The sequence below is a fragment of the uncultured Streptococcus sp. genome (assembly GCF_963528215.1).
Classification (GTDB): Bacteria; Bacillota; Bacilli; order Lactobacillales; family Streptococcaceae; genus Streptococcus.
The window spans coordinates 1-17,840 of the sequence record NZ_CAURVL010000034.1 but is presented as its reverse complement, the minus strand read 5'-3'; the positions used below and the strand labels follow the sequence as shown (position 1 = coordinate 17,840).

Annotated in this window: 16 protein-coding genes; 12 read left to right on the top strand and 4 right to left on the bottom strand. The window is 44.9% G+C overall.

Annotation, left to right across the window (positions count from 1 at the left end; all coding sequences use genetic code 11):
- From msrB to RWS24_RS09745, 7 genes are all read left to right on the top strand, one after another.
- Positions 1–314: peptide-methionine (R)-S-oxide reductase MsrB (gene msrB / locus RWS24_RS09775; protein WP_314367028.1), on the top strand; the 314-nt coding region annotated here is incomplete at its 5' end.
- Between the two features lie 158 nt (positions 315–472).
- On the top strand, positions 473–1,345 hold the full coding sequence (locus RWS24_RS09770; protein WP_314367025.1) for a MetQ/NlpA family ABC transporter substrate-binding protein: 873 nt from the start codon (positions 473–475) through the stop codon (positions 1,343–1,345).
- 248 nt (positions 1,346–1,593) lie between these two features.
- A complete protein-coding gene (locus tag RWS24_RS09765) occupies positions 1,594–2,661 on the top strand; it encodes a methionine ABC transporter ATP-binding protein (RefSeq protein ID WP_314367023.1) in 1,068 nt (355 codons plus the stop codon).
- The gene (locus tag RWS24_RS09760; protein WP_002898357.1) at positions 2,661–3,353 is read left to right on the top strand and encodes a methionine ABC transporter permease; all 693 of its coding nucleotides are present in this window, start codon (positions 2,661–2,663) and stop codon (positions 3,351–3,353) included. The genes RWS24_RS09765 and RWS24_RS09760 overlap by 1 nt, the downstream gene beginning before the upstream one ends.
- A gap of 137 nt (positions 3,354–3,490) precedes the next feature.
- Positions 3,491–4,762 (top strand): TRZ/ATZ family protein, encoded by a 1,272-nt coding sequence (locus RWS24_RS09755; RefSeq protein ID WP_314367021.1) that lies wholly within the window; start codon positions 3,491–3,493, stop codon positions 4,760–4,762.
- Positions 4,763–4,977: 215 nt separating this feature from the next.
- Positions 4,978–6,360, top strand: coding sequence for a CapA family protein (locus RWS24_RS09750; protein WP_314367019.1), 1,383 nt, complete (start codon positions 4,978–4,980; stop codon positions 6,358–6,360).
- A gap of 190 nt (positions 6,361–6,550) precedes the next feature.
- Entirely contained in the window at positions 6,551–6,751 is a 201-nt protein-coding gene (locus tag RWS24_RS09745; protein ID WP_314367030.1) for a RhtB family transporter, read from the top strand.
- A gap of 152 nt (positions 6,752–6,903) precedes the next feature.
- On the opposite strand, the gene RWS24_RS09740 is transcribed toward RWS24_RS09745, so the two are convergent.
- Entirely contained in the window at positions 6,904–7,776 is an 873-nt protein-coding gene (locus tag RWS24_RS09740) for a helix-turn-helix domain-containing protein (RefSeq protein ID WP_314367016.1), read from the bottom strand.
- Between the two features lie 105 nt (positions 7,777–7,881).
- Here RWS24_RS09740 and RWS24_RS09735 point away from each other — a divergent pair, with 105 nt between their 5' ends.
- Entirely contained in the window at positions 7,882–9,327 is a 1,446-nt protein-coding gene (locus tag RWS24_RS09735) for a glycoside hydrolase family 1 protein (RefSeq protein WP_314367013.1), read from the top strand.
- Positions 9,328–9,598: 271 nt separating this feature from the next.
- Complete coding sequence (locus RWS24_RS09730) at positions 9,599–11,728, top strand: transglutaminase domain-containing protein (RefSeq protein ID WP_314367012.1); 2,130 nt, start codon at positions 9,599–9,601, stop codon at positions 11,726–11,728.
- Positions 11,729–11,834: 106 nt separating this feature from the next.
- Here the strand turns inward: RWS24_RS09730 and RWS24_RS09725 are convergent, their stop codons facing one another.
- The 3 genes from RWS24_RS09725 to RWS24_RS09715 form a co-directional block, all read right to left on the bottom strand.
- Positions 11,835–13,559 carry an ABC transporter permease/substrate binding protein gene (locus RWS24_RS09725; RefSeq protein ID WP_314367010.1) on the bottom strand — a complete coding sequence of 575 codons (1,725 nt, stop codon included), beginning with the start codon at positions 13,557–13,559 and terminating at the stop codon, positions 11,835–11,837.
- Positions 13,560–13,573: 14 nt separating this feature from the next.
- Positions 13,574–14,764, bottom strand: a complete 1,191-nt coding sequence (locus tag RWS24_RS09720; RefSeq protein ID WP_002898349.1) for a glycine betaine/L-proline ABC transporter ATP-binding protein — start codon at positions 14,762–14,764, stop codon at positions 13,574–13,576.
- Positions 14,765–15,011: 247 nt separating this feature from the next.
- A complete protein-coding gene (locus RWS24_RS09715; RefSeq protein ID WP_002896558.1) occupies positions 15,012–15,653 on the bottom strand; it encodes a GntR family transcriptional regulator in 642 nt (213 codons plus the stop codon).
- Between the two features lie 184 nt (positions 15,654–15,837).
- Here RWS24_RS09715 and RWS24_RS09710 point away from each other — a divergent pair, with 184 nt between their 5' ends.
- The 3 genes from RWS24_RS09710 to RWS24_RS09700 all read left to right on the top strand — a co-directional run.
- Positions 15,838–16,695 carry a Cof-type HAD-IIB family hydrolase gene (locus RWS24_RS09710; protein WP_314367006.1) on the top strand — a complete coding sequence of 286 codons (858 nt, stop codon included), beginning with the start codon at positions 15,838–15,840 and terminating at the stop codon, positions 16,693–16,695.
- On the top strand, positions 16,695–17,327 hold the full coding sequence (locus tag RWS24_RS09705; protein ID WP_314367005.1) for an SGNH/GDSL hydrolase family protein: 633 nt from the start codon (positions 16,695–16,697) through the stop codon (positions 17,325–17,327). The genes RWS24_RS09710 and RWS24_RS09705 overlap by 1 nt, the downstream gene beginning before the upstream one ends.
- A 144-nt stretch (positions 17,328–17,471) precedes the next feature.
- Positions 17,472–17,840: CopY/TcrY family copper transport repressor (locus RWS24_RS09700; RefSeq protein ID WP_314367004.1), on the top strand; the 369-nt coding region annotated here is incomplete at its 3' end.

Sequence of the window (17,840 nt, the reverse complement as noted above, 5' to 3'; positions counted from 1 at the left end):
TTTATGTAGATGTGACGACTGGTGAGCCCCTCTTTTTTGCTGGTGACAAGTTTGAATCTGGCTGCGGCTGGCCTAGCTTTAGCCGGCCTATTGCCAGAGAAGTTCTGCGATATTATGAAGATAAGAGCCATGGCATGGAGCGTATCGAAGTGCGCAGCCGTTCTGGCAATGCCCATCTGGGGCATGTCTTTACTGACGGCCCAGAAGCAGCAGGAGGCCTACGTTACTGTATCAACTCAGCTGCTCTGCGATTTATTCCAAAAGAAAAAATGGAAGCAGAAGGATACGGCTATCTGCTGACCTTCATGCAGTAAAAGGGCATAAAATCAACTCAAATGCTTCAATCAGTCATATAAATAATTTATCACGGCGATAAATTATTTATATAAGCCAAGTCTCCTTTAACATGGTAAAATGAGAAGTAATCTTATAGAATAGAAGATTTAGAATTTTATCCATTAAAGGAGAATCAATGATGAATTTGAAAAAAATCTTTTCAGTAGGCTTAGTAGGCCTTGCAGCCTTGGGTTTGGCAGCTTGCGGAGCTTCTTCTAGTAAGGAGAGCAAGTCAGCAGACGGACCTGTAACCGTTAAGGTTGGAGTGATGAGCCTGAGTGATACAGAAGAAGCGCGCTGGAACAAAGTTCAAGAGATTCTTGACAAAGAAAATGCAGGCGTTAAATTAGAATATACGCAGTTTACCGACTACTCTCAGCCTAACCAAGCTCTACTTGATGGTGATGTGGACATCAATGCCTTCCAACATTATAATTTCCTTGAAAACTGGAACAAAGAGAAGGGAGCAGACCTTGTGTCTGTTGCGGATACTTATATCGCACCGATTCGTCTCTACTCTGGTACAAAGGACGGCAAAAATAAATATACAGATGTGAAAGACATCCCAGAAAATGGTACGATTGCCGTTCCAAATGATGCGACAAATGAGAGCCGTGCTCTTTATCTTCTTGAATCAGCTGGCTTGATCAAGCTTGATGTTAAAGGGAACGAGCTTGCGACTGTTGCCAATATCAAAGAAAACAAGAAGAATCTGACAATTTCTGAGTTGGATGCTTCTCAAACTCCAGCTTCTCTGACTTCAGCAGATGCTGCAGTTGTCAATAACACTTTCGTTCGCGAAGCAGGTATTGACTACAAGAAGGCCCTCTTCAAAGAAGAAGCCAATGAAAACTCAAAACAATGGTATAACCTGATTGCAGCGAAAGCAGATTGGAAGAAATCAGACAAGGCTGACGCGATTGAAAAAATTATCAAGGCTTACCACACTGATGAAGTGAAAAAAGTTATCGAAGAATCATCAGATGGTATGGATCAGCCAGTGTGGTAATTTTTACCGGCAGAAAGTCATTGTATTGAATAAATGAAATGATTAAGAAGGGCGGAGATTAGCTTCTCCAGCCCTTTATCTGCTATTATGGTCATTTAGTTTGAACAGTATCTGGCTTTGGGTTAGGTCGGTAAAGATTGCGGCTTGTGGCATCACATTTCCCTAGTCGAGCGACAGGCGGAAAGCAAACTAAGAGGCTATAGTGGCTAAATCTCATATTGGACAAATCAAGGAGTGAATCGGAAATTATGGGCAAAGAAATTATCAAATTGGATCACATTGATGTCGTTTTTAATCAAAAAAAGCAAGACATTAGGGCCGTAGAAGATGTGACCATTCATATTAATCAGGGAGATATTTATGGAATTGTAGGCTATTCTGGTGCCGGGAAATCTACTCTGGTCCGTGTCATTAACTTGCTGCAGGTGCCGTCTGCCGGTAAGATTACGGTGGATGATACGGTTTTCTATGATCATCATCAGGTTCAGCTTACTGCAGCTCAGCTGCGCCAAAAGCGTAAGGATATTGGGATGATTTTCCAGCATTTTAACCTCATGGCTCAGATGACAGCCAAGGAAAATGTTGCCTTCGCGCTCAAGCATTCACCTTTATCAGCTGCTGAAAAAGAGAAGAAAGTTCATACGCTTTTAGACTTGGTAGGCTTAGCGGATCGGGCGGACAATTATCCTGCCCAGCTGTCTGGCGGTCAGAAGCAGCGGGTTGCCATTGCACGGGCCTTGGCCAATGATCCCAAAATCCTAATCTCGGACGAGTCTACATCTGCTCTGGATCCTAAGACGACCAAGCAGATTCTGGCTTTATTGCAGGATTTGAATCAAAAATTGGGTCTGACTATTGTCCTCATTACCCACGAAATGCAGATTGTCAAAGACATTGCCAACCGGGTAGCAGTTATGCAGAATGGTCGGCTGATTGAGGAAGGCTCAGTTCTGGATATTTTCTCTAATCCCAAGAATGAGCTGACCCAAGATTTCATTACGACCGCAACAGGCATTAATGAGGCTATGATCAAAATCAACCAGCAAAAGATTGTGCAAAAACTGCCGGAAAATTCCATTCTGGCCCACCTGAAATACTCAGGTGTGGTAACGGACACAGCCATTATAAACGACATTTACAAGCAGTATCAAATATCTGCCAATATTCTTCACGCCAATATTGAGATTTTAGATCATGTACCGGTCGGAGAAATGGTCGTTATCTTATCTGGAGAGACCAAGCAACTGGCGGCGGTGCAGGAAAGTCTGCGCGAAGCAGGAGTAGAGCTGCATGTTCTGAAAGAAAGGAGTAACTAATGCTACAGCTGATTCAACAATTTATGCCCAATGTTTATAGAATGGGCTGGTCTGGGCAGGCTGGCTGGGGAACAGCTATTTACCTGACCCTGTATATGACTATCATTCCTTTCTTTATCGGAGGGATTCTAGGCTTTATCGCTGGTCTCTTGCTCGTCTTGACAGGGCCGAGAGGTATTTTGGAAAATAGACTTGTCTTTTTCGTCCTAGACAAGGTTACCTCTATCTTCCGGGCTATTCCCTTCATCATTCTCCTGGCCCTTATCAATCCTTTTACTCGGATTATTGTGGGAACTGGGATTGGACCGACTGCGGCCTTGGTGCCTCTTTCGCTGGCTGTTTTTCCTTTCTTTGCCCGTCAGGTTCAGGTGGTCTTATCCGAACTAGACCGAGGAGTCATTGAAGCAGCGCAGGCTAGTGGAGCAACCTTCTGGGACATTGTCGGTGTTTACCTGCGGGAAGGTCTGCCGGACTTGATTCGTGTGACGACTGTTACATTGATCTCTCTGGTTGGGGAGACTGCTATGGCTGGAGCGATTGGTGCTGGTGGACTGGGAAATGTTGCCCTGACTTATGGTTATCAGCGTTTCAACCATGATGTGACCATTCTTGCGACGATTCTTATTTTGCTGCTTATCTTCTTTATTCAGTTTGTTGGGGATTTCCTGACGCGGAAGATTAGTCATAGATAATGATTGACAACTAGGGCCTCAGCTGGGGCTCTTTTTTATGCCATGATTTTATAAAAAGACTTGCGCAATTAGATTAGGCTTGTTATAATAGCTAAAATCTCTTGAAGCCAAGTGTTGGGAAAGTGAGGATATGGCGGATGAAAGCTTATACAAATGTCAATCTAGTGACCTGTGATAGCGCATTTCACGTTTATCGGGAAGGTCTGCTGGTCGTGGAAGATGATCGTATTGCCTACTGCGGTCCCTATGATGAAAACTGGCTAGGGAAATGCAGTGAAACAGTGGATTATGAAGGTGCTTGGATCATGCCAGGGCTGGTCAACTGTCATACTCACTCGGCCATGACTTTGCTGCGTGGGATTCGTGATGACAGCAATCTGCATGAATGGCTGGAGGACTATATCTGGCCAGCAGAAAGCCAGTTCACAGCGGATTTAACGACCGAGGCTGTCCAGCTGGCTCTGGCTGAAATGATGCTGTCAGGAACAACGACTTTTAACGACATGTATAATCCTCAGGGAGTAGATATTGACCGGATTTATCAGACTATGCGTCAGTCTGGTATGCGCTGCTATTTCTCACCAACTCTCTTTAGCTCAGCAGCAGAAACAACAGAAGAGACTCTGGCTCGTACTCGTGTCATTATTGAGAAAATCCGCTCCTATGATGATGAAGATTTTCAGGTCATGGTGGCACCTCACTCGCCCTATGCCTGCGATGAAGACTTGCTCAAGGGCAGTCTTGAGCTAGCGCATGAGCTGGATTTGAAGCTTCATATCCATGTGGCAGAGACCCAGGAAGAAAATAAAATCATTCTGGAGCGTTATGGTAAACGGCCTCTGGCTTTCTTAAAGGGGTTGGGCTACTTGGAGCAGCCAGGTATTTTTGCTCACGGGGTTGAACTAAATCCGTCTGAGATTGCGGATTTAGCGACTTCACCAATCAGCATCGCCCACAATCCTATCAGCAATCTCAAGCTGGCTTCTGGTGTAGCTCCGGTGACCGACTTACTAGCCGCTGGGGTGACCGTTGGCCTAGCGACCGACTCTGTCGCTTCCAATAATAATCTGGATATGTTTGAAGAAGGTCGGACAGCTGCCCTCCTTCAGAAGATGCGAGCAGGAGATGCGACTCAGTTTACGATTGAGCAGGCCTTGAAAGCTTTGACCATTGAAGGAGCCAAAGCTCTGGGCTTAGAGAAAAAAATCGGCAGTCTGGAAACGGGCAAACAAGCCGATTTCATTGTCATTCAGCCTAAGGGACGACTTCATCTTTATCCTTTGGAAAATATGCTGTCGCACCTAGTGTACGCAGTCAAAGGCAGCGATGTTCAGGATGTCTACATTGCAGGACAGCAGGTTGTCCGAAACAGCCAAGTGCTGACCGTTGATGTAGGGAGTTTTGTGTAAGAATGAAAGTCGAGTTTCAGCTCGGCAATCAGCTCTTAGAATTGAAAAAATAGAAAATGAAGCAGGAGATTGGGAGAGATTGCCGCAATTTGAAGATTGTAGCATGCTTCTCCCAGCTTCTGCTTTTTGCTTTCCTTTTCTTTTGGCAGTAAAAATAGTACAATATAGTAAAGGTTGATGCGCTATTATTAAGCAAGAAAAAGCGGAGAAATGCGATGGATAAAAAATTTCTTTGGGAGAAGATTCAGACTTTTGTTCAGGAACTTTGGAAAAAGATATCGGGTTTTGCTGCAGAGCATACTCTCCTGACAGATGCCTACCAAGCTTGGCGGGATTGGATTAAGAAGTTGCCGCTTCCTCGTCCTAAGTTCTTTCAAAAACAGCTTAGCAATCGGCAGTTTGTCGGAGTGCTTTTGACAGTTGTTGGATTGTCGGCTGGTCTCATCCTCTTGTCAGAGCATTTACCTGACTTCAGCTTTTCCTTCCCTGCAAAGAAAGAGCAGCAGACGGATTCCTCGAAGAATCCGACGGTGCGTATCATGGCGACTGGGGATTTGCTTTATCACGACGGCCTCTATCTGAGTGCTCAGAAAGAAGATGGAACTTATGATTTTTCTGAGAATTTCCACTATACCAAAGAATGGCTTCGGCAGGGAGACTTGGTCTTAGGGGACTTTGAAGGCACGATTCGCCCGGACTATCCCCTAAATGGCTATCCGCTCTTTAATGCTCCGGAAGCTGTAGTTCCAGCAATCAAGGATGCCGGCTATCAGGTGATGGACCTGGCTCATAACCACATTTTAGACTCTGGCTTGGAGGGAGTTTTTACTACAGCTCAGGCTTTTGAAAAAGAGGGAATCACTCCCATCGGTGTTTATCCACATGAAAGCCGCAGTCAGGCGCCGATTTTGATAAAAGAAGTCAAGGGCATTAAGATTGCACTGCTGGCTTACTCCTATGGCTACAATGGCATGGAGGGGCTTCTCAGTCAGGAAGATTATGATGCTCGCCTATCCGATCTGGATGAAGAAAAGATGCGAGCCGAGATTGAGTGGGCAGAAAAGGAAGCAGATATTACAGTCGTCATGCCTCAGATGGGGATAGAGTACCAGCTAGAGCCGACCGAGGAGCAGATGACCCTCTACCATAAAATGATTGACTGGGGAGCAGATATCGTCTTTGGGGGCCATCCTCATGTGGTTCAGCCGGCGGAGATTTTAGAGAAAGACGGCCAGAAGAAGCTGATTATGTATTCTATGGGAAATTTCATTTCCAATCAGCGCATCGAAACCATGGAGGAGATTGAAAATGCTCATTGGACCGAGCGCGGAGTGCTGATGGATGTTACCATTGAAAAGACACCAAAGGGCACGCAGATAAAAAGTGCTCAGGCTCATCCGAGCTGGGTCAGCCGAGTTGAAAAGGGTAATACTTCAGCAGACGGCTCTCCTTTATACACTTATCAAACCTGGATTTTGGACGACTTTATCGAAGGCGGCAAGTATCGAGACAAACTGAACCAAGAAACCAGAGCACGGATCGATACCGCCTATCAGGAAATGAAGTCGCATATTGGTTTAAATTGGCCGGGGCAATAAATTGCTTGAATATGATTTTTAGCCAGATTGGATTTTCCAATCTGGTTTTTGCTGTTGTAAAGTTGAGGACTTTGTTATAATTAAAAAGGATTATAGAACTGTTAATGAATGAAACTGGCCGCTTTCGAGCTCGTCTATTATTTTGACTTATTTTATTAGAAAGAAAATGAAATGCAATGCAATTTGGTTTGTGGCTGCTTTTGTATATTATACCCATGTTTATCTTGTTTTTGTTGCTAGTTTGCTCTCTGGTCTTGCTGGTGTTCTGCCTGTTTCTGAGAAGAAATTTCTTCAAGGAAAAGCAGGGGCGCTATTTATTGCTAACTATCTTTTGGTTAGGACTTTTCAATCTCCTGCTGAACTTGCTAGTATAGAAACGATGAGGTCGTAATGACAACAATCGAAACACTTAGGTCTTAGCTGACTTATATGTAAAAAGATACTATTATTTCTGTCCTTCTTGTGAAATTAGCATAAAAAAACGAATACCCTCAGCATATTTTGGTTAGCAGGTATTCGTTTTTTATTTTCTATTTTAGCGCTTCATTTCTTCCGATACTGGCTTGGTGTCATTTGGTAGTATTTTTTAAACTGGCGGTTGAAGTTGGACAGATTATTAAAGCCTGCTTGGCTGGAGATTTCCAGTACAGAGAGATTAGAGTGCTGCAGGAGTTCGGCTGCCTTGCGCAGGCGGAATTGAATCAGGTACTCAATGCAGGAAACGCCTAGATGCTTCTTGAAGAAGTTCATAAAATGGGTGGAGCTGTAGCCACAAATGCCAGCCAGTTGGTCAATATTCAGGTCTTCTTGGTAGTGGGCATTGATGTAGTCAATAATCGAGCGGATCTTTTCTTCCTTGCGGTAGCCTTCTGGTGACAGGTCTTTGGAAATGACATAGCCGTTCTCAAAGAGGAGGTAGAAGAGCTGGTTGAGTTGGGCTTTGAGCTGAAACTCGTAGTGAGATTTGCGGAAATAGCCTGTTTCCATAGCTGCTAAGAGGCACTGGCGAATCTCCGCATAGGCTGTATCATTGGGCTTGATCACATGAGTCAAGTCCAGCTGACCATTGTAGAGGGGCTGCAGATAGTTGATGCTGGCCTGATCCATGGCAGAGTAACCCATCAGATCCAGATGGAAATTAATAGCGTCCATATAATGGTGCTCATCGTTGATGGGGTGGATGGAGTGTAGGGCATTGGGGCGAATAAGGATAATATCACCTTTTTCGCTGTTAAAGTAGTCGTCGTCAATATGAAATTGTGCTTTTCCTTCGTGGACATAAATCATTTCAACATCGGTATGCCAGTGGAAAAGAATATCTGGATGACCATTCTCAGTGATGGTGCGGGTCAGAGAATAAGGGGTTCCTTGGTTTTTAAAAACGGTATTTTTATGTAGTTGGCCTAAATCAATCATGGGGACACTCTTTCATAGAATAGTACAATTTATTAAGATAATTGTGTTAGAAAATATGTTTGACAACTATTATAATATAAATATAAAAAAAACGAAAGCGAGAAAATGCAAATGGGTAAATTTCCGCAGAATTTCCTCTGGGGCGGTGCAACTGCAGCTAACCAGTATGAAGGTGCCTATAATTTGGATGGAAAAGGCCTGTCTGTTCAGGATGTGACTCCAAAAGGCGGAATGCCAGCCAAGCCAGGTGACCGCAATCCTTTGATTACCGAGGGGCCGACACCAGATAATCTCAAGCTGGAAGGGATTGATTTCTATCATCGCTATAAGGAGGACATTGCCCTCTTTGCGGAGATAGGCTTCAAGGTTTATCGGACTTCCATTGCTTGGTCTAGGATTTTTCCAAATGGGGACGAGCTGGAGCCCAATGAAGCTGGTCTGCAATTTTATGACAATCTTTTTGACGAACTGGCCAAATTTGGCATTGAGCCGCTGATTACCCTGTCTCACTATGAAACGCCCCTGCATTTGGCTCGTCACTACAATGGTTGGGCCAACCGTGATTTAATTGGCTTCTACGAGCGCTATGTTCGCACGGTTTTTACCCACTATAAGGACAAGGTCAAGTATTGGCTGACCTTTAATGAAATCAACTCTGTTCTCCATGCGCCCTTTATGAGCGGCGGCATTGCTAAGCCAGCTGAAGAGTTGTCCAAACAGGACCTCTATCAAGCGGTCCATCATGAGCTGGTAGCTTCTGCCTTGGCAACGAAAATCGGCCATGAGATTAATCCTGATTTTAAGATTGGCTGTATGGTTCTCGCCATGCCGGCCTATCCCATGACACCTAAGCCTGAAGATGTGCTGGCAGCTCGGGAATTTGAAAATCAAAACTACCTCTTCTCTGATATCCATGCGCGCGGGAAATACCCTGCCTATATCAATCGTTTCTTCAAGGAGAATGGGATTGAGATTCAGTTTGCGCCGGGCGACAAAGAGCTTTTAGCTGAAAATACTGTTGACTTTATTTCCTTCTCTTACTATATGAGTGTGGTTGCGGCTCATGATCCGGAAAATTATTCTTCCGGCCGAGGCAATCTGCTAGGTGGTATTATGAATCCTCATCTGGCTAGCTCAGAATGGGGTTGGCAGATTGACCCAGTTGGCCTGCGCTTGGTGTTAAATAGCTTTTATGACCGCTATCAGCTCCCTCTCTTCATCGTGGAAAATGGTCTCGGGGCCAAGGATGTCTTGGTGGATGGTCCAAATGGCCCAACGGTTGAAGATGACTACCGCATTGATTATCTCAAACAGCACTTGCAGCAGGTAGGAGAAGCGCTGGAAGACGGCGTAGAATTGCTAGGTTACACGACTTGGGGCTGTATTGACCTGGTCTCAGCCAGCACGGCAGAACTCAGCAAGCGTTACGGTTTTATCTACGTTGACCGCAACGATGACGGTAGCGGAACTCTAGCCCGTTATAAGAAAAAATCTTTTGATTGGTACAAAGAAGTCATTGCGACGAATGGAGACAGTCTCTATCAGGATTGAATGACTTAAACCAAATTGAATGTCTCCTTATACAATAAACCAAGTCCTATCTGGCTTGGTTTTTCTATATTTTAAGCTGAGAATTGCTTAAAGCCTCTTGAATTTAAAAGCAACTAGAGGAAAAGCAGTGTTTTGAGGAAAGCTGTCTCTATAAAAAATAAGAATTTATTCGCAAAATTACAGCTGTTTGAATCCGTTTACAAAAAACAAAGACGCCTCAAATAAAATATGGTATAATATGTTAAGAATATCTATTTCAGGAGGTAAAATCATGAGTAGGAAAATCCGTTTCATTTCTCTGCTTACTTTGTTGATTTGTTTTCTGATGGGCTGCAGTCTTTTTCAAAAGAACGGTGGAGGTCCGGGAGAGCAAGGCGGCAAATTTTCGGAAAGTGTTCGTAAGCTGAGAGAAAAATACAGCAAAAATACTCCTTATGATGTCCAAGAAAAGGTCATTCAGATCAAGGAAAATGAGCCTATTACATTTCCGACAGAGGTACAAAAGCCTAACGATTTTGAGACACTGCCCCATGCAGGACAGACTGAGTTGATTTCTTCCTTTGAAATTTATGGGGATAGCAACTTACGAGCTATTTTAGGAGGTGACTTTAAGCTGAATGATAAGCGGCAGATAGTGATTGAGCCAGCTTATCATTTCTCTGCGACTAGAGTGGAGGCAAATGGAGAGCATACGGAATATGGTCTAGCCAAGCAAGGTGAGAGCTGGGGTGTCTTTGATACGCTCTATTTGCTGCAACGGGATGATGAGCGCACAGGTAAAAAGCTTAAAAAGCCAAAACTTTGGATCGTTAAGATAGATAAGAAAGGGCGCGATAAGCTAGCTCTGAAGACCAAGAGCAGTCTGCTCGGAGATGGTCGCTTGCAGCTGGAATGGACGGAAGTGCCGGGAGCGGACTCTTATTCCATTATAAAAAGAGAGTATGTAACCATACCTGGCAGTGATACCAAGACAGGTCTTTATAACTATAAAGAGGTCGATCGGGTCACTTCGACAGTGTATCGGACAGATTTGCCTACCCACTATGATAGCCGCAACGGCGGCCGTTCCGGAGATGATCCGATACTTGCCAGACAACGGTTGCTGCAGGCTTACGATCAGGATTACAGTAAGAAAACGGTTGAGAAAAAGCCTTATGAACTCCTTGTTGTTCCCCTCAAAGACAAAGAAGCTTTAGGCACGATTAGCAATCCTATCTCATCTGATAGCTTTGCGAAACTGATGCCGAATCAAATCGATTTTCGGACTTTTTCTGACCAGGTTTCCGCCCTACGGCAGAAGGGAAACATTCCTGAAGAAGCACCACTGCAGATGATGGATGGCCAGATTCAGAACTTTCCAATCGTCTATGAAAAAATTGAAAAAGAAGGTCGGGATGTCAGATGTCTGGTCTCTATCAAGGGCATGCCTACTGTCAAAACGGACTTTTTCATTGAACAGGCCAGTGTCGAAGAAGTCCAGCCTGTTGTAGATAGGCATAATGAAAAGGTCAATAAAGAGGAAAGTAAGTCTGGTGTTTCAGAGAAATATATTAGCGTAGAGCAGGCTGACTTGGATCTCAAGGGTAAAACAGTCGTTCATGATGTTAGTGATATTGAGGAAAGAGTGGCAGCCAGAAGTGCAGCGCAGGAATATTTTGCTAAGGCCCTTCTGTCCGATGCAGAATATGTTGATTACAGTGAGTTTCCAGAGCTGAGTGAAGGAGATGTCAGTGAATTGCTTCACGATGTTTTAGAGCAAAATCCAGTCATTCAGCAAGGAGTGCTCCCTACAATTGATGCTAAGCAACATGTGGTAAGTTTTAAATACGATGCTGATGAAACAGCCAAATATAAGAAGGCTCGAAAAAAAGTCAAAGAGATTGTCAAAGACATCATCAAAGACCAGATGAGCGACAGAGAAAAGATTGAGGCAATTAATCAGTATATGATTGAGCATATTAGCTATGATAAGGCTGCTTACCAAGGCTTTTTGAATTACAAAACATCTATTGAGAATAAAGAATCAGAAGAGGCTATTTCAAAAGCGTTTAAAGATATGCAAGACGGTATTCGCAAGTACGAACCTAGTTTTGATATTACTGGTCCGCTATTTGAGGGCAAGGGAGTCTGTCAAGCTTATGCTGTAACTTTCCAGGCTCTTGCTCAGGAAGCTGGTCTCGAAACCATGTATGTGAGTGGAAATACAGATGATTTTGACCCGCATGCTTGGAACTTCGCAAAAGTGGATGGTCAGTGGCTGGCTTTAGATGTTACCTGGAATGACTCTGACGGAGACAGCAATAAAACAGAAAATGAATACTTGCTATTGGCCATGGATAATCCACTCTACGCACAGAGCCACTATGCCTTTGACAGATACGAAGATGCTATTAAAGAATGATGATCCAAATAGAAGCAATCTTTAATAGATGTTTAATCCTTGTAAGGCAAGGAAGAAGCCAATCAAAATCCCTGAGATACTGTTATCTCAGGGGTTTTCTATGCTTTTATTTCTTCCAGCTTTCGACTTCTTTCTGGTGGTTTTTAATCCACTCTTTGGCTGCAGCTTCTGGTGAGCTGCCTTCGTTAATCTTAAGCATGACTTCTTCCATGTCCTTTTGGGTCCAGTTGAAGTTGTCTAGGACCTTGTTGACTTCTGGTAAGTCCTTGTCTAGATTTTTTCGAGTCATAGTGTGGATAGCTTCCTTGCCGCCCATGGTTCCCTTAGGATCCTTGAGGTATTTGAGGTCGTATTTGGAGAACATCCAGTGTGGTGACCAGCCGGTTACGATGATATCTTCTTTATTCTTAATAGCTTGATCCAGAGCAGTAGTCATGGCTCCTGTTGAGGAAGAAGAAAGATTCCAGCCACTGAGATTGCTGTATTCTTGCAAAGTCTTCTCAGTGGCGGTCATGATACCAGCGCCGGGCTCAATACCTGTGATGGTTTTCTTGGCTTGGTCTGACAGGTCTTCAATAGAGTCGGCATCCATATAGCTTGGTACGACTAGCCCTGTTTTAACGCCCTCAAGGTTTGGCCCCAAGTCCACTAGCTTGTCCTTGTACTCCTCATAGAGAGCAGCGTGGGTGGTCGGCAACCAGGCAGAAACCATGGCATCGGCTTCGCCATTAGCAACGGACTTCCACATAACGGCATTGTCCAGCGGTGTGATGGTGACATCGTAACCCATTTCCTTGAGAGCTTCCGCTACGACATTGGTTGAGGCAACTTCGGAGTCCCATTCAACATAGGCAAGATTGACCTTTTCTTTTTTGTTTTGCTGAAGCTTGGTCACTTGATTTCCGACAAAGGCTGTCAGGATGACAGCGGCCAGAGCAGACCAGAGCATAATCTTGTTGCGTTTTTCCTTGGCAGTGACCGGTGATTTTTTAGCCAGAGGCTGGTTGAGCTTCTGGGTCAGGCGGTCAATGATAATGGCCAGGATAACCAGAGATACCCCATTGACAAAGCCGGAACCGATGTCGGCATGCTGCAGGGCAGAGAGAACGCCGCGGCCCAGTCCTGGCGCCCCAATCATAGAGGCGGTAACGACCATTGAAAGAGCCAGCATGATGGTCTGATTGACCCCAGCTAGGATGGTATTTTTAGCCAGAGGCAGCTCGACTTTGAAGAGCTTCTGCTTGCCAGTGCCCCCGAAGGAGTCTGACGCTTCAATCAGCTCAGTCGGAATTTGACGAATGGCTAGATTGGTAAAGCGGACAGTCGGTGGCAGGGCAAAGATGACAGAGGCAAAGACCCCAGGCACCATACCGATACCGAAGAAGGCCACAGCCGGTATCAGGTAGACAAAGGCCGGCATGGTCTGCATAAAGTCCAGCAAGGGCTTGATAACTGCTTCGACGCGGTTGCTCTTAGCCATCCAGATCCCCAGTGGAATACCGATGATAATGGAAATGGCACTGGAGACGATAACCAAGGTCACAGTGTTCATAAGATTTTCCCAGAGGCCTTGGTTGTAAACAAAGAGCAGGCCTATGAAGGTGAGCAGGGGCAGTCCCAGCTTACGCTTGGAAATCAAATAGGTAAAAATAGTGATGACTGCGATAAAGAGCAGGGGCGGAATGAAGAGCAGGGTGTCTGTCATCCCATTCATGATGGCATTTCCGATAGCCTGAAGGACCGAGAAAAGCCCGGAGAAGGTATCCGTTACCCAGTTAGTAAAGGACTCAACCCATTGAGAAACGGGGATTGGCTGTTGTAAAATATTCAAAATGCGAACCTCCCTTATTCTTCAGATTCAGTAGTATTAGCCAAGGCTTCGATGACTCGACCTTTGATAATAACGCCGACTAATTTGTCCTTATCATCTACAACGGCCAGAGGCGCTGGTGAATCGTAAATCAGCGGGAAAATATCAGTAATCAGGGTTTCCTGAGTGACCTTGCGGACGTTCTTATCAATCACTTCAGCCAGTGCTTGATGCTGCTTGCGGGCATCGCGGGCAGCTTCGGCAGTCAGACTACCCTTGAGATGCCGCTTCCTATCCACAGCCAGCAGCATACTGACCTCTTCTTTTTTCATGCGATTAAGGGCCACGGTTGGTCCGTCGATGTCAATGTTGGTAGTCAGTGGCGTTGTCATGATATTCTGGGCAGTCAAGACCTTGGAGCGATCCACATCTTCAACGAACTCTCGAACGAAGTCGTTGGCTGGATTGGTCAGGATTTCCTCACCAGTGCCAATCTGCATAATCTGACCGTCAGCCATAATGGCAATACGGTCACCAATACGCAGGGCCTCATTGAGATCGTGGGTGATAAAGATAATAGTACGCTCATGCTCTGCCTGCAGATCCAGCAACTCATCCTGCATTTCTCGGCGGATAAGGGGATCTAGAGCTGAGAAGGCCTCGTCCATGAGCAGAATATCAGGATTGTTGGCCAAAGCTCGAGCTAAGCCAACCCGCTGCTGCATCCCACCGGAGAGCTGATCGGGGTATTGGTCCTTGAAGGACAGGAGACCGGCATTGTCTAGAGCTTGTTCAGCTAGGCGCGTGCGCTCTTCCTTATCAACACCTCGAACTTCCAGACCAAACTCAGTATTTTCCAGAATGGTCCGATGTGGAAAGAGGCCGAAGTTCTGAAAGACCATATTGAGCTTGTGGCGGCGAACGTCCCGCAGCTCCTCTTCGTTCATCTTGGCCACATCTTGGCCGTCGATGTAAATATCGCCTGATGTCGGGTCAATCAATCGGTTGAGCAGGCGGATAAGAGTAGACTTCCCACTACCGGACAGTCCCATGATGACAAAAATTTCTCCGGTCTGAACTTCAAAGTTTACATCGTAAACTCCGACAGTAGCACCGGTTTTTTCTAAAATTTCCGTTTTGCTTTTAGCTTGCTGCACCATTTCCAGTGCCTGCTTTTGCCTTTTACCGAAAATTTTAGTCAAATGTTTTACTTCTAGTTTATTCAACGTATTTCTCCTTTTGCACAAGTGACTACATGTTTATTTTAATAAGTTGTCACTTAAAAGACCATCACAGTATAACATCGTGTGGTCACTTTGTCAAACCCAAAAGACCGTCAGACCGGTATTTTTCGGCTATTATAAAAAAGGGGAGTGATTTTTTGAAATATTTTTGAAAGTCGTAAAAAGCTTGTCAAATAGCGTACTTGCTTGCGTATTCTGTTTTTTGACAAAGAAAAAAACAAGTGCTGTTTCACTTGTTTGTTTCAATTTCATTAAAAAATAAATTATGCATCAAACCAACTGATAATTCGTTGCCAACAAAGTAGATGGTATTGCCGGCTTCCAGCTTGGTATAAGGACCAGGCGAGATTAGGAGTTGGTCTCCCTGCTGGACTGCGACAATGGTAGCGCCAGTCGAGTGCCAGATATTGAGTTCATTGATAGATTTTCCTAGGTTGATGGCGTCTGCTGAGAGCTGGAGCTCGTAGGGATTGAAAGGGAAGCGCTGCTGGACATCCTTGGTACGACTGAGAAGCTGATTGAGTAGCTGGGAAAAGTTGGCAAATTCTTCCTCTTGGCGCTGGATGCTCTGGTGGAGCTTGCTTTTGAGGTCCTGCAGAGAGTTGACATCTTTATAGGTCTCGAGAAACTGCTGAGCTTTTTCCTTGGAGGAAATGAAGGCTCCACTGCCATGGCGGACTTCCATGATTTCCAGATCTACCAGCACATTAATAGCCTTGCGGGCTGTTTCAGGGGAGACATTGAAGTTGCTGGCTAGGGTAGAGCGGGCATAGATCTTGCTGCCGATGGGATATTTGCCGTCAACGATTCGCTCGGCAATAGCGACAGCTATCTGCTGGTAGCGTGGGAATGCGACTTCTTTTTTGCTCATGAGGACCTCCAATTTTACGACAGGAATATAGCTATGATTATAATATAAAACTGGAGGATTGAAAAGTGCCCTTTGTAAAATCGACCGTCTTATCCACCTCTTCTTGCCTTTCTTTTTACTTTTTTAAGTAGTATAATATGTCTAAAAGTCAGAGGTTTTCTGGAAAAGGAACAGTAAAAACCAGATGCTAAAGATAGAAATGGATAAAAAGATGACTGTAAAGATGATAGCGACAGACATGGATGGAACCTTGCTGGACGGACAGGGACAGCTGGATTTGCCGCGTCTGGCTACTATTTTAGATGAGCTGGATAAGAGAGACATTCGCTTTGTGGTGGCTACTGGCAATGAAATTCCACGAATGCGTCTGCTATTGGGAGATTTGGTAGAACGAATGACCTTGGTAGTCGCCAACGGAGCTAGGATTTTTGAAAAGAATCGGCTAAGCATGAGCAGCTTTTGGGAAGCCGGATTGATTAGGGATGCGCTGGATTACTTTGCGGGTCGTGAAAGGGAGCTTCAGCTGGTTGTGACCTCTGAAAGAGGTGGCTTTGTTCAGGAGGGAACAGAGTTTCCCTTGATTGAAAAAGTTATGACTAAGGAAATGGCTCAGCTTTTTCACAAGCGGATGAACTTTGTGCCTAGCCTTCAGAATTATCCCTTTGACAAGGTCTTGAAAATGAGTATGATGGTAGAAGAGGCTGCAGCAGCAGAGCATGCTCGTCTGATTAATCAGCATTTTGCAGGCCGATTGAGCGCAGTTGCCAGTGGTTACGGAGCCATTGACATCCTCCAAGATGGGATGCACAAGGCTTGGGGTTTGCAGCAGCTGATGGCTAAGTGGCAGATTCAAAGCTCGGAAATCATGGCTTTTGGGGATAGTGAAAATGACATAGAAATGCTTGAATTAGCTGGTATTTCTTACGCTATGGAAAATGGTGATGAGCGAGTCAAAGGGGTGGCAGATTACCTAGCACCGGCCAATACAGAAGCTGGTGTTCTACAGGTGCTTGAGCAATACTTAGAAGAGGAAAAAGGATAATGGCAGTACAATTACTAGAAGAATGGCTTCTCAAGGAGCAGGCAAAATTGCAGCAAAACTACAGAGAGCTCAATCAACTCTCCGTCAAGGAGCCAGACATCATCTTCATCGGAGATTCTATCGTAGAATACTATCCAATCCAGGAGCTCCTGCAGACGGATAAAAGACTGGTCAACCGCGGTATTCGGGGCTATAAGACTGATTTGCTATTAGAAAACCTAGAAGCCCATCTCTTTGGGCAGGCACTGGATAAGGTCTTTATTCTGATAGGTACCAACGACATTGGAAAGGAGATGCCTCAGACAGAAACGTTGGCTAATTTGGAAGCCGTTATTCAGGAGATTTCTCGTGACTATCCTCTGGCTCAGATCCAGTTGCTGTCGGTCCTGCCGGTCAATGAAGCTCCAGCCTACAAGAGCACAGTCTATGTCCGCAGCAATGAAAAGATTCAGGCCCTCAATCAGGCCTATCGCCAGCTGGCCAGCGCCTACATGAATGTCCAGTTTATCGATCTATACGATGCTTTTCTGAACGTGGAAGGTCAGCTGCGGCCAGACTACACAACTGACGGCCTCCATCTGACCATTGCTGGCTATGCAGCCTTGTCCAAGGTTTTGCAGGAGACGTTATAGAGATAAAAATAGGGAGCAAAAAAAGCCCAACCAGACAAATCTTCAAAGGAAGATTTTTTTTAAAACTTTTGGTTGACAAATGTAAATCTTAGAGGTAAAATAGGATTATAAGATTTACAAATGTAGATTTAGAAAGGAGAGGTCATGCAAATTTCCAATGCGGAATGGCGCATCATGAAGATTATCTGGATGGAAGGCAAGCAGACCAGCACGGATTTGATCGCCGTCTTGTCCGAGCGCTTTGACTGGTCGAAGTCGACGGTCAAGACTCTCTTGACCCGCTTGGTGGAGAAAGGATGTTTGACTAGAGAAAAATCAGGCAAAGCCTTTGTTTACTCGGCTTTGTTGAAGCAGGACCAGAGTTTAGACTTGGTCGTTGAGGATGTGAAAGACAAGGTTTGCTCCAAAAGGATTGTCCAGGTGCTTGAAAACTTGATTCAGGCAAGTGACTTTACGCTTGCAGATCTTAATCAGCTGCAGCAGGTCCTGGAAGAAAAGAAAGCAGAGGCTGTC

Excerpts from the sequence above, each read along its gene's own strand:
- RWS24_RS09740 (WP_314367016.1), bottom strand. The coding sequence starts at position 7,776 with ATGATTGATTTAGGCCAACTACATAAAAATACCGTTTTTAAAAACCAA.
- RWS24_RS09750 (WP_314367019.1), top strand. The coding sequence starts at position 4,978 with ATGGATAAAAAATTTCTTTGGGAGAAGATTCAGACTTTTGTTCAGGAA.
- RWS24_RS09770 (WP_314367025.1), top strand. The coding sequence starts at position 473 with ATGATGAATTTGAAAAAAATCTTTTCAGTAGGCTTAGTAGGCCTTGCA.
- RWS24_RS09755 (WP_314367021.1), top strand. The coding sequence starts at position 3,491 with ATGAAAGCTTATACAAATGTCAATCTAGTGACCTGTGATAGCGCATTT.
- RWS24_RS09735 (WP_314367013.1), top strand. The coding sequence starts at position 7,882 with ATGCAAATGGGTAAATTTCCGCAGAATTTCCTCTGGGGCGGTGCAACT.
- RWS24_RS09710 (WP_314367006.1), top strand. The coding sequence starts at position 15,838 with ATGCTAAAGATAGAAATGGATAAAAAGATGACTGTAAAGATGATAGCG.
- RWS24_RS09730 (WP_314367012.1), top strand. The coding sequence starts at position 9,599 with ATGAGTAGGAAAATCCGTTTCATTTCTCTGCTTACTTTGTTGATTTGT.
- RWS24_RS09705 (WP_314367005.1), top strand. The coding sequence starts at position 16,695 with ATGGCAGTACAATTACTAGAAGAATGGCTTCTCAAGGAGCAGGCAAAA.
- RWS24_RS09760 (WP_002898357.1), top strand. The coding sequence starts at position 2,661 with ATGCTACAGCTGATTCAACAATTTATGCCCAATGTTTATAGAATGGGC.
- RWS24_RS09765 (WP_314367023.1), top strand. The coding sequence starts at position 1,594 with ATGGGCAAAGAAATTATCAAATTGGATCACATTGATGTCGTTTTTAAT.
- RWS24_RS09715 (WP_002896558.1), bottom strand. The coding sequence starts at position 15,653 with ATGAGCAAAAAAGAAGTCGCATTCCCACGCTACCAGCAGATAGCTGTC.